This is a genomic window from Micromonospora sp. WMMD1274, from assembly GCF_049179035.1.
GTDB lineage: Bacteria > Actinomycetota > Actinomycetes > Mycobacteriales > Micromonosporaceae > Micromonospora > Micromonospora tulbaghiae.
In genome coordinates, this window is sequence record NZ_JBMHMG010000001.1 from 3,901,193 (window position 1) to 3,915,805 (window position 14,613).

General features: G+C 68.1%; 12 protein-coding genes. 5 read left to right on the forward strand and 7 right to left on the reverse strand.

Annotated elements, in window-relative coordinates; all coding sequences use genetic code 11:
• Positions 1-603: 603 nt before the first annotated feature.
• Together ACN27D_RS18520 and ACN27D_RS18525 are read right to left on the reverse strand one after the other, a co-directional pair.
• Positions 604-1,488, reverse strand: coding sequence for a replication-relaxation family protein (locus ACN27D_RS18520; RefSeq protein WP_421499601.1), 885 nt, complete (start codon positions 1,486-1,488; stop codon positions 604-606).
• Between the two features lie 390 nt (positions 1,489-1,878).
• Complete coding sequence (locus tag ACN27D_RS18525; RefSeq protein ID WP_421499602.1) at positions 1,879-2,541, reverse strand: hypothetical protein; 663 nt, start codon at positions 2,539-2,541, stop codon at positions 1,879-1,881.
• Between the two features lie 796 nt (positions 2,542-3,337).
• Between ACN27D_RS18525 and ACN27D_RS18530 the strand changes: the two genes are divergently transcribed.
• Positions 3,338-3,829 (forward strand): DNA-binding protein, encoded by a 492-nt coding sequence (locus tag ACN27D_RS18530; protein WP_421499603.1) that lies wholly within the window; start codon positions 3,338-3,340, stop codon positions 3,827-3,829.
• A 69-nt stretch (positions 3,830-3,898) separates the two neighbouring features.
• On the opposite strand, the gene ACN27D_RS18535 is transcribed toward ACN27D_RS18530, so the two are convergent.
• Both ACN27D_RS18535 and ACN27D_RS18540 read right to left on the reverse strand, forming a co-directional pair.
• On the reverse strand, positions 3,899-4,345 hold the full coding sequence (locus ACN27D_RS18535; RefSeq protein WP_421499604.1) for a hypothetical protein: 447 nt from the start codon (positions 4,343-4,345) through the stop codon (positions 3,899-3,901).
• Between the two features lie 4 nt (positions 4,346-4,349).
• Positions 4,350-5,228, reverse strand: coding sequence for a hypothetical protein (locus ACN27D_RS18540; RefSeq protein WP_421499605.1), 879 nt, complete (start codon positions 5,226-5,228; stop codon positions 4,350-4,352).
• A 274-nt stretch (positions 5,229-5,502) separates the two neighbouring features.
• On the opposite strand from ACN27D_RS18540, the gene ACN27D_RS18545 reads away from it, so the two are divergent.
• From ACN27D_RS18545 to ACN27D_RS18560, 4 genes are all read left to right on the forward strand, one after another.
• Positions 5,503-6,963 carry a site-specific integrase gene (locus ACN27D_RS18545; protein WP_421499606.1) on the forward strand — a complete coding sequence of 487 codons (1,461 nt, stop codon included), beginning with the start codon at positions 5,503-5,505 and terminating at the stop codon, positions 6,961-6,963.
• A gap of 81 nt (positions 6,964-7,044) precedes the next feature.
• Positions 7,045-7,869, forward strand: coding sequence for a class I SAM-dependent methyltransferase (locus ACN27D_RS18550; RefSeq protein ID WP_421499607.1), 825 nt, complete (start codon positions 7,045-7,047; stop codon positions 7,867-7,869).
• 527 nt (positions 7,870-8,396) lie between these two features.
• The gene (locus tag ACN27D_RS18555) at positions 8,397-9,761 is read left to right on the forward strand and encodes a DUF4365 domain-containing protein (protein ID WP_421499608.1); all 1,365 of its coding nucleotides are present in this window, start codon (positions 8,397-8,399) and stop codon (positions 9,759-9,761) included.
• Positions 9,758-11,191 carry an argonaute/piwi family protein gene (locus tag ACN27D_RS18560; RefSeq protein ID WP_421499609.1) on the forward strand — a complete coding sequence of 478 codons (1,434 nt, stop codon included), beginning with the start codon at positions 9,758-9,760 and terminating at the stop codon, positions 11,189-11,191. The genes ACN27D_RS18555 and ACN27D_RS18560 overlap by 4 nt, the downstream gene beginning before the upstream one ends.
• Before the next feature lie 61 nt (positions 11,192-11,252).
• Here the strand turns inward: ACN27D_RS18560 and ACN27D_RS18565 are convergent, their stop codons facing one another.
• From ACN27D_RS18565 to ACN27D_RS18575, 3 genes are all read right to left on the reverse strand, one after another.
• On the reverse strand, positions 11,253-11,963 hold the full coding sequence (locus ACN27D_RS18565; RefSeq protein ID WP_421499610.1) for a hypothetical protein: 711 nt from the start codon (positions 11,961-11,963) through the stop codon (positions 11,253-11,255).
• A gap of 138 nt (positions 11,964-12,101) precedes the next feature.
• A complete protein-coding gene (locus tag ACN27D_RS18570) occupies positions 12,102-13,715 on the reverse strand; it encodes a hypothetical protein (protein ID WP_421499611.1) in 1,614 nt (537 codons plus the stop codon).
• Positions 13,712-14,599, reverse strand: coding sequence for a DEAD/DEAH box helicase family protein (locus tag ACN27D_RS18575; protein ID WP_421499612.1), 888 nt, complete (start codon positions 14,597-14,599; stop codon positions 13,712-13,714). The genes ACN27D_RS18570 and ACN27D_RS18575 overlap by 4 nt, the downstream gene beginning before the upstream one ends.
• Positions 14,600-14,613: the final 14 nt, after the last annotated feature.

The window sequence follows — 14,613 nt, forward strand, 5'->3', positions numbered from 1 at the left end:
GCCAGAGCACCGTGTGAGGCGGCGTTGACACGTTGGTCGTCAGGGGGCCGCCGGTGGGTGTCGGTGTTATGCGACGTGTCGCCGTGATGTGATCGGTCTTCGCCGGGGTCCAGGATCAGGCAGTTCGGTAGCCGGGGCTGGCTTGGGTGTCGTGAACCAGCCGATGAAGTCCCTGCTGGGTCGTGCGGGTGGTCTTGGTGCCGCTCCCCGCTGTGCTGGGAGGGGTGCGGGGTTGGCGGGGCGTGTGGCTGTTCGGGCGAGTGTGAGCGCTCGGCGGGCGTTGGATGCCGCGGTGCAGATGCCGGTTTGCCCGGCGCATTGCAGGTTGCGGCGGTTGCCGTCGTGTGCGGGTTGGTGGGCGGCGAGGACGTCAAGCGAGGCCGTAGCAGGGGGTCGGTGATGTCGTCGGGTGCTGCGGCGAGGCGTCCGGGTCGTTCGCGGTGAGGCTTGGGCATCGGTAGGCCCTTCGTCGGGTGCACCCTCATGGGCGCGGTTGCCTGATGCGCGATGGTCACTTGTCGCCGCGCGTCGGCTCTGGCGGGAGCCATCCACGCTCACCTTTTGGCGAAGGTCAAGTCGCCGGGGAGGTCGCCGCACGCTTGGTCAGCTCGGTGGTTTGTGGGTGGTGGGCGGGGTGGAGGTGGTGGTGGCGAGGTCGGCGAGGGTGAGTGGGCCGGGGTGGCCGTGGAGTTGCCAGATTGGTCCGGCGGGGCTGTGGCGGGTGTGGGTGGCGTGGTCGCGGCTGGCTGTGGCTACGGGAACGGTGAGGGGGGTGGTGGTGAGGTGTTGGTGGAGGTGGTGGGCGCGGGTGGCGGAGTGGAGCCAGAACAGCACCGGCCAGCGGGGGCCGCCGGCGGCGGCGAGTTGTGTGTAGCCGATGAGTTTGCGCATCAGTTCGGTGAGGGGTTCGGTGCCGGTGTCGTATTCGAGGAAGAACGGCAGCTGTGCGCCGTGGGTGGTCCAGATGCCGTGGCCGTCGGGGCGGATCGGGGCGGTCAGGGCGTGTAGGGCTACGGGGTCGCCTGGTCGGGCGAACGCGCCGGTTTGTGCGCAGCGGGACTCGGGCCACCAGCGGGTGAGGGTGTGTGCTGGGTGGGTGCGGGCGTGGCCGGCGAGGTCGGTGAAGAAGCCGTTGACGCCGAGTCGGTGGTTGAGGGTGCGGGCGGCGGTCCAGCGCCGCCGGTTGGTTTTGGCGTGGCCGGGGCGGGGTGGGGGTTGGTCGCGTTGGGCGGCGACGACTTCCGCGCCGAGTTGGTCGATGACGTAGTGGAAGGGGAACGATCCGCCGTCGGGGCGGAAGGGCCGGAACCGGTCGATGACCCGTAGCGCGGTGAGTCGGGCGAGTCGGTGTTGGGCGAAGTCCAGGGACGGGAACAGGGCGTGGGCGAGCTGCGGGGTGGTGAAAACGCCGTGGTCGGTGAGCCATTCGAGGAGGAGATGGTCGCGGGTGGTGAGTACGGACTGCACGCGCAGGACGTGGTCAGGCACGAGGGTTTCCTTCCGGTTTCGCGGTAGGGCAGAGATGACACCGGTGGTGTCTCTGAGCAGCGGGCCGGGACTGTCACACCGGCCCGGTGCTGCGCTGACAGACGCCGGTGCGGGTCCGTGTCACCGTCCACCTGAAGCGGGACCCCGACCTGGTGGGCAGCGCGGACCGGAACACGGACAGCAACCCCGGACCGAGCCGAATACAGCGCTGATGACCCGTCGAGGCAACGCCTCGCGGGAGACACCTGCCGGGCGCCGTGGTGACGCCGGAGGAGTTCCGCACCCTCAAACCGGCGTTTGTGAGCCCTGGCGAACACCTGCCGGTCCCACAGCGCTCCGACACGACCTCACCGATGTCTGACAGCCGTGGTCAGCGGCCCGGTCTGACGCTCATGTCGCTTCGGGGCGGACCGCTGTGGGCGTCGGCGCGGGAGTGCCACAGCCGCCGAGCGTCGTCCGATGGGCGTCACTGTCAGGTCGGTGAGGTTCCCGACTGGCGATCCGACAGTGAGCGCGACGACCTTCCCGCACCGGGGGTGGGCCGGTCGTCGCGGGTGGGAAGTGTCGGTTCGTCGTACGCGGTCGCCGGCCCGACCAGGAGGTCGGTCTCGCGCCGGGACCGCCAGCGGGACGGCCGGCGGTCAGGCCGCCACCAGCATCAGCGCCGTGTACGGCGCCGGGCGGGCCCAGGTTGACCCGGTCGCGCAGGGCGGTCAGGAAGGCGGTGAGGATCTCGGCGTCCAGGTCGTGGGCGTCGCTGGCCCAGCCGGTGTGCAGTCGGCCGGCGTAGCGGCGCAGCGCGGGCGGCGCCAGGGCGACCGCGGTGATGGCCCAGGCGGGCCCGTCGAGGCGGGCGCGGCGGATCAGCTCCTGCCACACCACGTCCCGCACCCGGTAGGCGCGGGGATGCTCCAGCAGCCACTGCCGCAACGCCGGCAGCGCGATGACACCCCCGGGCAGACCGCTGTCGTCGCCGAGTTGCCCGGCCAGCGTGTCGAGGTCCAGTGACAGCGGGTCGGGGTCGCAGGTCAGGTCGGCGAAGGCGGTGTCCACTGCGTTCAGAGGCGAGTCGGGTCAGCCGGCAGCGGCGGAGCTCATGTCACGATCTCCCATGTCAGCGGCAAACGTCGATGACGGGCCGGAGCGGTACGGCCGGCACGCCTGACCGCCGTTGCGCCACCGTGGTCTCGCGGACTCCTGACAGCGCAGGCTGCGTAGGCACGGACACCGGTTCGGCGGGGTCCGCCGCCCGTCGTGCACCGCTCACTGACGATCGACGTCGACGTGCGTCATCGTTTCGACAAAGCCACGCTGACCTGCCCGTTGACACGATCTCACAGCGCCATAAGGCGCAGCGGTGTCAGACCGCGACCGGCTTCACCGCCGCCTATCGGCATCCCCTCGGGCGCCGCGCGTCGGCGTGCCCGGCTGGCAGCGTCCGCCCGGCTGGCCGTGACGGTCTGACGAGCCGCCGTCCGACTGGCAGGCCCGGAGCCGGTGTCCTCGGTGACGCCGCTGCCGCCCTGGGGACCCGGACAGTGGTCTGACAACGCCGGTCAGCACTCCTGTGTCATCGGCGTACGTCGCTGTCATGGTTGAGGTGGTCGTAACCCTGGGTGTCTGACAGAGCTGGGTTGATGGTGGGCTCTGACAGTCTCCTGACGCTGCTCCGACGTCGTGGCGCCGGCGTCTGCAAGGGTGTCCCCGGGGGTCAGGACAGCCATGCGGATGGGAACCCGTTGTCAGACATCTGCGAGATCACCGTGAGAGGGGCAGGTGTTCGCCACGGCTGACAAACACCGGTTTGAGGGTGTCAGCGCACCACGGTGCGGCGCGGAGCCGACACCACATGAGCGAGCACACGCCGCAGCACCACAACCCGCATCCCGATCCCACCGCCGACACCGGTCCGTCGGCCGGGGTCGATCCGACACCGACCGACCTGGTCGCCGGTGACCCGCCGGTACCGCTCATGCGATCAGCACGACGAACCCGCAGGCCCGCCCCCGCCGCCAACCCACGGAGCGACGCCGCAGCTTGTACGTGGACCACGGAGCGCATCCTGGCGCTTGGGGCGACCACGGACCTCGCCACCGCCGCCGCGATTCTCGGCATCTCCCGTTCGGCGGCCTACAAGCTGGCCGCCCGCGACGCGTTCCCGGTGCCCCTGTTCCGGGCCGGCGCGCACTACCGCGTGCCGACCGCCCCGATCCTGCGGAAACTGCACCTCGAGTCCCCGCCGGTCTCGACAGCTGATGACACGGGCGGGGCGGGTGCCGACGGGGACGGCGGGTATTCGGGCGGGGACAGGGACACCACGGGCTGCAGGCCTACGTCTTGACCCCGCCCGGGGTAGTAGGCACGGTCCACCGGCACGGCTCCATACGCCGTGCCGGTGCAGTCGCGCCGACTACTGCTCGACGACGCCGGAGAGGAGCCGGACCAGGGCGCGACGCAACACCCGCTCGATGTCATCCACGACGGCTGACAGGTCATCTGTCGGCTGACCGGTGAGCGTGCGAAGCTCCCGAGAGCTCGGGTCGTCGCCGTGCATCTCGTCGTTGCGGAGCCGGTACCCCAGACGCAGGAGTGCCTCGAGCCGCTCGGGCGGCGCCTGCAGGACAGGATCGTCCGCCAAGAGCGCGGTCGCTCCGGCAACGACCTTGTCCTGCTTCCAACGATCCGCTGGCAGGCCCGGCAGTTTGATGAACAGCACTTCGGCGCAGACGATCAGGTCGATGAGCCGGTCGGTCGGTACCCGGTCGGCCCCGGCCAGGACCAGCCGGCGCAGCGCGGTCTGCAGACCCCGGTTCTCCCGGACCGCGGGATGCGCGAGGCGGGCGTAGACCTCGCGCACCGCCTCAACCTGCTCTCGCCCGAGGATTGTCGGTCGGTCTTCGTCGAAGGTGGGTAGCGCCGACAGTGACGCCGTCGGCCCCAGTCCCTGGGGAAAGTCGTCGTCCGGTGGGTAGCGGATCGCCCGAGTCGCGGTGACGGACCCACCGCACACCAGCCGCAGCGCAGCCACGAGACGGCTGGCTGGCTCGACCAGCGCGCCTGAATCCGGCGCCGTCGGTTGGGCGGGTACGTCCATGGCCGAGCACACCGGGTACGAGGTGCGGCGGGTCAGGGCCCACTGGTGGAACCGCGACACGGTCACCGAGGTCGGGCCGCCCGCGAAGGTGATCGGCGCCGCGAGGTAGCCGATCGCGGTGCTCACCTGCCGGTCCGCTCATCGCTTGCAGCACCAGGCCGTCCGGCAACGTGACCGCCTCGATGCCCGCGGTGGGGGTGAAGGCGTTGAGTGGGACCACCTTGACCAGCGGCGCCCGCGTGGCCAGCAAACCGTCCTCCAACCTGCTGTACGCGGCGTCGAATGCCTCTTGGTCGAACCGGTACCCCCGGACGGCGGCAACCATGGGTTCGAGGACGTGCTTAACCAGCGTCGGGCCCAGTTGCCGGAGCGTGAGGGCGAACTCCACGCCGACGAGGCAATCCACCCGCTCGAGCAGCACCTCATCGGCGGCCACGACGGCCCGCACCGCCCCGATCTCGGCGAAGGTGTTCAAGAATCGGTAGTCGGTGACCCGGGCCGGCATCTGCCAGGCGCCGCGGCGGATCGCGACGAACGACTCCTGCCCGTGGCGGTGCCACTCGCCGAAGTCGGGAACGGTCGCGAACACCGGCACGCCGTCGCGAGCGGCCAAGTCGCCGAGCACCGCCGCCATCAACTGGCCCACTGCCGCGTGCAGTTGTGGGCGCCGCACTCGGCCCCTCGCCACGTCATCTGTCGCCACCACTGGCCGTCCTCCATGCCCGATCTCACGCGAACCAGACAGGATCCCAGACTCCGCAGCAGGGTGCATCTGACGTTCGCCGGTCACCGGCCCCAGCGCATGGACCACCCACCGGACCTGGCACCGCGGCGACTTGATCGTGGCCGCCGGTCACGCGTGGATGTCGATCGACCAAACCGATGCCCCACCACCCAGACGAACGGGAGCACCACCTCCGATGCCAGACGGAAGCATCTTCAAGCGCTGCGGCTGCCGCCACCCCGACACCGGCAAACCATGGGGAAACGACTGCCCGAAACTACGACGCGCGAACCGAGCCTGGAGCTCCGACCACGGCCACTGGGCCTACCAGCTCGAACTACCACCCACCACCGACGGCGGGCGCCGGCAGCTACGCCGCTCCAGCTTTCCCACCCGCCGTGCCGCCGCCGACGAACTCGACCACGCCCGCGACCTGCTCGCCCTCGCCACCGGTGACCGGCGCCGCCGCACCGAGATCGCCGACCTGCTGCAAACCGCCGTACGCGCCAAACGTCCCCTGCCCGAGGTCGACCGCATCCGCCAGCGGCTGCGCGGCGACGGCGCGCTCGCCGACATGCCCACCGTCGCCGAGTACCTCACCGACTGGCTGACCCACCTCACGATCGACGCGAACACACAGCGCGGCTACGAATCGATCGCCCGGGTCCACCTGATCCCACACCTGGGCGACATCCCGCTGGACAAGCTGCGCACCACCCACATCCGCGCCATGTTCGCCGCCATCGAGCGCCGCAACGACGAGATCGCCGCCGCGAAGACAAGCAGCGACCCCGCCGTGCGCGCGTCCGTCACCGGCGTGCGACCCACCGGTGCCACCACACGCCAGCGCATCCGCGCCTGCCTGCGCAAAGCGATCAACGACGCCCTCGCCGACGAACTCATCGTCGGCGCCAACCCCGCCGCCCTGATCAAGGTCCCCGCCGACCGGCCCCTACCAATCGTGTGGGAGGACGAACGCGTGCAACGGTGGAAGGCCACCGGCGAGGTCCCCGGACCGGTGATGGTCTGGACCGACTCCCAGGTCGTGCAGTTCCTCGACTACGCAGCCGCACACGCCCCCGACCTGCACCCCATGTGGCACTACATGGCCTACCGCGGACCCCGCCGAGGCGAGGCGTGCGGCCTGCGCGACAGCGAGGTACGCCTGCACCGCCGCGAGACCACCATCAACAACCAGATCGCCACCCACGGCTACACCGCCGTGCAGAAACCACCGAAAAGCAGAGCCGGAAACCGCGACGTCGCCCTCGACACCGACACGACCAAAGTCCTCACCGCCTACAAGGCCCGCCGCGCCGCCTGGCAACTCGCCGCCGGCGACACATGGCCCGACACCGGCCTGTTCTTCGTCCGCCCCGACGGAAAGCCGTGGCACCCCAACGCCGTCACCCAACGGTTCCGCAAACTCGTCCGCAAAGCCGGGCTACCCCCGATCCGGCTGCACGACCTGCGCCACAGCGCCGCCACCATCGCCCTCGACGCCGGCATCGACATCAAGGTCGTCTCCGAGCAACTCGGCCACTCCACCACAACCCTGACCCGCGACACCTACCAAAGCGTCACCAAACGGATGCACCAGGACGCCGCCGATGCCGTCGCCAAGAAGATCAACCGGAAGCGCCGCAAGGCGGGGTGAAACCCACCTCCATCGAAGCGGCAGCGGACGACCGCGTGCGGCCACGCCCGACCCGGTCACCTAAGCGAATACGCTCGCGACGTGAGCGGCGACGACCAGCGGCTGAGCCGGCGGGGCAGCTTCGACGAGGACCCGGACAACTACCAGGCGGCCCGGCCGGGATACCCGCCGCGGGTGTACGAGGTGCTTGCCGAGCGTGGGCTGCGACCGGGTGCGCGCGTCCTGGAGATCGGACCTGGAACAGGGCAGGTGACCCGTCCCCTCGTGGACTCCGGTGCGTCGGTGCTGGCGGTGGAACTCGGTGGCCGGCTGGCGGCCCGGCTGCGAACGAACCTGGCCGGCCACGGCGTGACCGTCGTTGAGGGCGACTTCACCACCGTGCCGCTGCCCGACGACACCTTCGACCTGGCCGTCTGCGCCACCGCCTTCCACTGGCTGAACAAGGACGCAGCGGTGCGACGGCTGGCCCGCTTCGTCCGGCCGGGCGGAGGGTTGGCGGTGTGGTGGACGGTCTTCGGTGACCCCGACCGTAGCCCGCCCTGGCGCACGGAGCTGGACGCGGTGTACCGACGATGGCTACCGGGTCAGGGGCGCGGCCCCGCCGGTGTGCCAGCGCCGCTGCGGGTCGCCGAGCGCACGGCGGAATTGCGGGCAGGTAACTGGTTCGGCCCTGTCCAGGTCGAGATGATCCGCTGGGAACACCAGCTGACCCCGCACGGCGCACGCGGGCTGTGGGGGACCTTCCCGAACGTACGCGAGTTGAGCACTGACCAGCGCGAGGCGTTCCTCGACGGCGTCGCCGAGGTGGTCGCCCGCCAACCCGGCGGGACGGCGATCGACAATTACGTCACCGCGCTGTACACGGCACCGCGCCGAAACCACGATGCCCTTCCAGCCAGTTCCTGAGATTGTCCTGCGGACGTCCGAAGGGCGCCAGCGATCTATGCCCCTCGACAGGGCCTGAGCTAGCCGGGCCTGCTCAAGCGGGACACCACCACCGTGCTGTTCGAGGATCTGGACCGAAGCGTTCTTACTGGCATGGACCGTCCTGGGCTGGCTGCGGACGGAACAGCGGTCATCCCGCGTCCGGGGGGGGTGTTGCTGCTCGGCGTAGGTGCGCCCAAGCAAGCTGTCCCGGTGGTGGGTGGTCAGGTGCGGACGGTCTAACTGGCGCCGGGCGTGGCGGACGTCGCGATGCGCGTGGGATGACCCGACGGGCCGGGGTGAGCGGGGGCCTCGGGAGGTAGCCGTACCGGCGGTACACGTCCTGGCTGTTGGGGGTAGTCAAGAGCCGGTAGAAGCCAGTGATCCACACAGCCTCGTGGCGTCGACCAACGTCTGGCTCTCGGCTGGGTCCTGTCAGACCCCACCGGTAACCTGGCCGCGCTGCGGCAGGGCGGCGGGTAAATGCTCCTGCGAGGAGTGACGCCTTCATGTTCAGCGCGAGGGGCGACGTGAAGAAGATTGACAAGAGCGCGCACATCGGGGACAGTGGCATCGCGCTGATCCACCAGCTCGTTAACAAGATGGGCTTCGTCTGGCACGAACGCAAGCTTGATGCCGGCATCGACGGCCAGATTGAGCTACGCAACCCCGTCACCGGCGAGGTCGGCAACCGTTCGATTTTGGTGCAAAGCAAGGCCCGGGAACGGCCGTTCGCTGGCGAGAATGACCGGGGCTTCCACTACCTGTGCGATGCGGCGGACGTCGACTACTGGATGAGCGCTGACGTCCCCGTTCTGCTCGTCTGTTCACATCCCCAGACCGGCGAGGCATGGTGGATGTACGTGCAGGGCTGGTTCAGCGACCCGTCCCGCCGAGCATCCGGCCGAATCGACTTTGACAAGCTGACCCAGCGGTTCGATGCCGAGGCCGGGCACCGGCTACTCAGCCTTGCCGACCCGCACGGTCGCGCGCATGCCCCAGCGTCCATACCCCGGCCGGAGACCCTGACGAGCAACCTGCTCAGTATCGAGGTGCCAGACATCATCTACTGCGCCACCACAGACCTGCGGTTATCGCGCGAGGTCATGGCGCGACAGGCAGAGACCGCCGGTGAAGCCCGGGGTGACTTCATCCTGCGTGGCGACAAGATCTACACCTTCCGCCCACCTGAGTCGACCTCGTTGGCCGCGGTCCCCACGGGGCCGACGAATGTCATCCCCACCGACGAGTGGACCAACGGCGGCGACCCGGTATGGGAACGTGCGCTCACGCAGCTACTCAATTTCACCCTTCGTCATGACGTCCGAGCCGACTGCAACTGGCATGGCGGGCGCGAGGTTCTCTACTTTCGAGCAACCGAGGACATGTCACCACGCAGTATCCGCAGCAGCACAGGCCGCACCCGCCTGGTGTTCAACCCGAAGTACAAGAAGGCCGCGCCGGACGAGATCAGCTACTGCCAGCACGCCGCTCTGGAGTGGCAGTTCATCGCCATCGACGGCGCGTGGCACTGCGCATTGACGCCGACCTACCACTACACCCGGGACGGTCACCGCGACTCGCTGTTCCTTTCAGACCTGCTCGCGGGCATCAAGCGCCTTGACCGCAACCCCGCTGTCTATGGCCAAACCCGCATGTGGGCCGCGTATCTCCACGATGATGACAACGTGCTCGACCCGCGGGACACAGTGCTTGGCTACGGCACCCTGCTGACCTTCGAGTCCGACCGCGGTATTGACGACACGGCGTGGCTGGCCGACCCCCGCAAGACCGCAGACGCCGACGACGACCAGGACGCCCCCGATACGCACTCCAATCAGGACGAGCTGACCCTCTTCGAGGTGGAACCGTGAAGTTGACGATCCTGGAGGAGCCGCCGCTCGAGTTCGGCGGAGGTGCCCGCCACATCGACCCACGCCACGGAATCACCGACTATGGCCCGGCAGACGCAGCTGGCCCCCAGGCGATGCGCACCATCCGTGCAGGCATCGTCGGCACACCCGCCGCCATCCAAGGCCTGCGCCGCTGGCTCGACCGGTGCCGCCTGCCTATCGATGCGAAGGACAGCCGGCTCGGGCACCTGTTCGTTCCGTTCCCCGGATTCGACGCCGGCGCGGGATTCCGGTCAACGCTGGTATGGGACTCGCGGCTGGAACGCCCAATCCGCGACCGGGACCTCAAGCGACTCGCGGACCTTAAGCCGCAGGAAGCCACCCGGGAGGCCGTCGACCTCTACGCGGCAGAACTCGATGTTCTCGACGAGGAACCCGCGTGTGACGTCATCCTTATCGCTCGGCCCGACAAACTGGCTGAACGGCCCGCCCCACAGATCGACCCCGAGGCGCCGTGGCGCAAGGCACCGCCTCTTGAACCGGTCGACGACTTCAGAGCCCTCCTCAAAGCCGTCGCCATGCGCTACAGCCGGCCCATTCAGATCGTCCGCCGCAGCACGTGGGATCCCAGCTTCAAGCCGCCCGGGACCGACAAGCGGCGCCTTCAGGACGAAGCGACGCGGGCATGGAACCTACACACCGCCTTGTACTACAAGGCCGGCGGCGTGCCCTGGCGGCTGCCACGTAACCCAACTGATCTGACCAGCTGCTATGTTGGCGTGACCTTCTATCGCAGCAGCGACCACACAACCTTAGAGACCAGCGTGGCGCAGGTCTTCAACCAGCGCGGCGACGGCGTCATCGTCCGCGGCGCCGCCGCCACGGTCTCGCGGCACGACCGTCAACCACACCTCGATCGAGCCGACGCCCAGAAGCTGCTGACCGATGCTCTCAGCCGGTACCGGGCCGAGCACCGGACCCTGCCCGCACGAGTCGTTCTCCACAAGACCTCGTCATACACGCCTGACGAGATCGGAGGATTCCGGACCGCAGCCGACATCGCCGGAATCGACAGCATCGAACTGATCTGGCTACCAGCCAGCGACCCGGTTCGGCTCTTCCGCGACGCCGCCCACCCACCTCTACGCGGCACGCTGCTGAGCGTCGACGAACGACGCCATGTCCTCTACACCCGCGGCAGCGTTCCGTTCTACGGCACCTACCCCGGCATGTATATCCCATCCCCACTGCCGTTCCGTCTGGTAGACACCGAGTCCAGCCCCGAACAGATCGCCGAAGAGTTGCTCGCGCTAACCAAAATGAACTGGAACCAAACACAACTCGACGCTCGACAGCCCATCACCACTCGCACGGCAGACCGGGTCGGCCAGATCCTCCGGCACTTTCGACTCGACGAACGCCCGCAAGGGCGATACGCCTTCTATATGTAGACTACGGTCGTGTGCGATTCATCGAGGGATGCCCAGGCGGATCACGCCGTAAGAGGCCCGTTCATTGGCGCCCTACGGCATCCGGGTGCACCTCGAACCCGAAGGTGCGACCGGTCTCGCCAAGCGCGTGATTCCGTCCGCATACTGCGATCATGATCCAAACCTGCTCGATGGCGGTCGCAATCCGCTCGTTGAGCGCGCCGATGAAGCGATCCCACGCCTCGTTGTTGCCGATGTCGACTGTGGCGTCGCTGTAAGTTGCGGCGACCGCAGGATCGGCGAGCGCGGCGCTCTGGATCTGCTGCCAGGCAGCATCGGGGCTCATCCACGGTTGGGGGCAACCGCCGAGTTGATCGAGATAGTAAAACCGTCCCATCCGCCCGTACGTATCGAGGGCTTCGACAAGGGGCGGCACCACGGGGTCGGCCTCGACCTCGGCGACAAGCTCGCAAACGTACAGGCTCTTGTCGACGGTGCGGCTGTGTAGCTCCGTCAGGACGGCTTCGTGCATCGCGACGAGACGGTGGCGCCACGCCTTCGTCTCCGCGGCACTGGGCCACTTGTGGTCATGGTCAAGGGCGGCCAGCCCGAGTGTGAGCTTGTATAGCTTCTCCACTCCGATGGACAGCATCGTCATGATCGGATCGCGTGTGGTCTCGATGAAGGCACCCGCACGGAGGACGCGGATGCCGTACGCGAGCAGGTTCCTCGTCGAGGTCATCTCGGCGATGAGCGCGAACCCCTGTTGTCGATCCAAGTTCACGATGGCCACACCCACAGGATATTGGCCCATGAACAACCCCGCCCACAGCCAGAGGCCGGAGGGACGGCACCGGGCGAAGACTCTCCCATCCGTGGCGATGAGGCGGCAACCCGGGGTTCGGCGCCGCGACGTATGGCGTTGGTGCCGTCAGTACGGGAACGTGGTTTCGTCGATGCCTGTCAGGTCCCAGGACGCTGTGACGACGAGGTCGTTGTCGTTCGAAACCTGCGCGCGGTCCGGCGACCACGCTATGAAGCGTTCGCCTTCGGGAGGTTGGATCGTGTACTTCTTCGCTTGAGGGCCGACCTCCGGTGCGTCTCCGTGTTCCGTCGCCATCATGTCTGGGCGGCGCATGAGGATCGCCGGGGTAGGAACGAGGGTGCCACCGACGTCGACCGTTCCGGCTGCGGTGAGAATGACCTGTGGCGGATTGCCTGCCGGTGCCGTGACCGTTACAGGGTGTCGGATGGCATGCACGATCTGCCCCTCCCACATCAGGCGGGCGCGGCGCAAGCGCACGCGGTCCCGATCGTCGAACCGCCCATTGCAGGGATCGAGGGTCTGCCCGGTGAGGCGCTCGATGGCGACGATGTCAGCGACTGTCTCGGCAAAAACTTCGAGTTCGCGAACCTGGTCGGCCGAGAACGTCGATGGCCCCAGGGTAAGGATCTTCTCGTCGCGCACCTCAAACGTCATCGATGTGGCGCGGTGGAGTTGGATCAGCAGGAGCGTCGAGGAGAGCATGAGTTCGTTCGTCGAATCGAAGGCTTCCCACCCGAGGAAGTGGGCGTCGACCATCCGTTCGCCTTCAGTATCGAAGGAGAACTTGAAGATGACGCTGCCGACAACCAGCACGTCCCACTCTAGCGAAGTCTCCACGGGCATCCGCCGTGAGACTGCAGCGTCATACGACGCGATCGTTGACCCTGCAGCATCTCTCAGCACGACGCGGACATGATTCGTGGGGTCCTGGCGGAGCAGGTCCGTGACGGTGAAGCGGCTCCATTGCTCCCCGAATCCCAGCGAGTCTCGAAGGTCCGGAGCGGACGCGCCGACAGGAGCGACGAATGCCTGCGCCTCCTGTACGAACTCGGTAGCTCCGATTACGACATCGCCGTCCCAGGCCGAACCGGCAACCGAGAGCACGCCGCTGTCTCGTAGTGCCTGAACCAATCGCAGGGTTTCGACGGTCAAGGCGGCCAGGTGCGAAAACAGGCGCACGGCGGCTGCGTATCGCTCGCGCAGCGGGAACGCGAGCGCTTCCCGCTTCGGCCCCGTCGCGTCTGCGTGAACGAGATCCGCGTACAGCCAGGCGGCGGCGAGCTGGGTATCGGAGACCAGGTTGGTTGCTTCGGAGCCATCAATCCGCGCCGACTGCAGCGCGTACGCCTGCGCCTGCGTCCCCTGGATTTCAGCAGCCTCCCACGCTCGCCGAAGCTGCTGAAGCCGCTCCCGATGCGGCTCATCGCCCTGGCGATCGCCGAGCAGGCGGTCAATCGCGGTGAACACCTTGACGTAGTAGACCGGTTCGGACCTCACCGTTAGCGGTCGAACACGCGAGGCGAGCGACTCGAAGACCTCCTCGCGTTCAGGCAGGCGCCGCCTGATCGACATCCTGCCAGAGATATCGATGTTGACCTGGAACTCGCCTCTTGCGTGATACAGCAACTCATCCCAGTCTTGGACGAGCGAGTGCGCGTGAACTCTCCGAGCACGAAGTACAAAACGCCCCAGCAGCTCCTCGTCACTGATCTGTGTCATGCCGCTGGCTGCCTCATGCTGATGGTTCCCATGTAGCGGCCACGACGGCGGCTTCCAAGCTGGCAGCGACAGCCTCGAACGCGCTGAATGGTGGAGATCACGACGCTGGAGCTGCCCAGCATGCCGGCACTGGTCAGCTTGTCGACGTTGTACAGCTCGGTGAACCGCCGCCCGTCACCCGGGGTGCGGTAGTTCTGAAACTCTGCGAGGGTCTGGTCGGCCAGGTTGTTGCGGTCGACCAGGAACAGCACGCTCGTGAACCCGCCGTGCTTGAGCAGCCGGTAGCACTCGGTCACGGCCGTGTAGGTCTTGCCGGCGCCGGTGGCCATCTGCACCAGCGACCGGTCCAACCGCTGCTCGGCCAGCGACCGCTCGACACCCTCGATCGCAGTGATCTGCGCCGGCCGCAACGCCGCGACGTCCAGCGGTGGCAGGTGACGGACCTTCGCTCGCCACGTCGGCCGCTTCAGATCGGCCTCCGCACCACGGACGATCCTCGCCAGGGTGCCCGGCTGTGGAAAGGCGAAGATGCGCCGCGCCCTTGGCTGCGGGTCGTAGCCGTTGGTGAAGTGGGTCTCCGAGCCGCTCGCCTCGAACACGAACGGCAGCCGTCCATCGCGGGTCAGCGCCTTGAGCCGCACCGCGGGCGGCAGGCCCTCGGCGTACATGGCCGACTGCCACTCCACCCCCGACAGCGGGGTCCCCTCCGGCTTGGCCTCGATCACCCCGACGACCCGCTGGTCGACATACAGCAGGTAGTCGACCCGGCCGTGCCCCTTCGCCATGATCGCCTCACGAACAGCCACACCCGTGCCCGCGAAGAGGTTGATCTCGGCGCGGTCTTGCACGACCCAGTCGGCATCTCGAAGCTGCCGGTCGATCAAGACCCGAGCCCGCT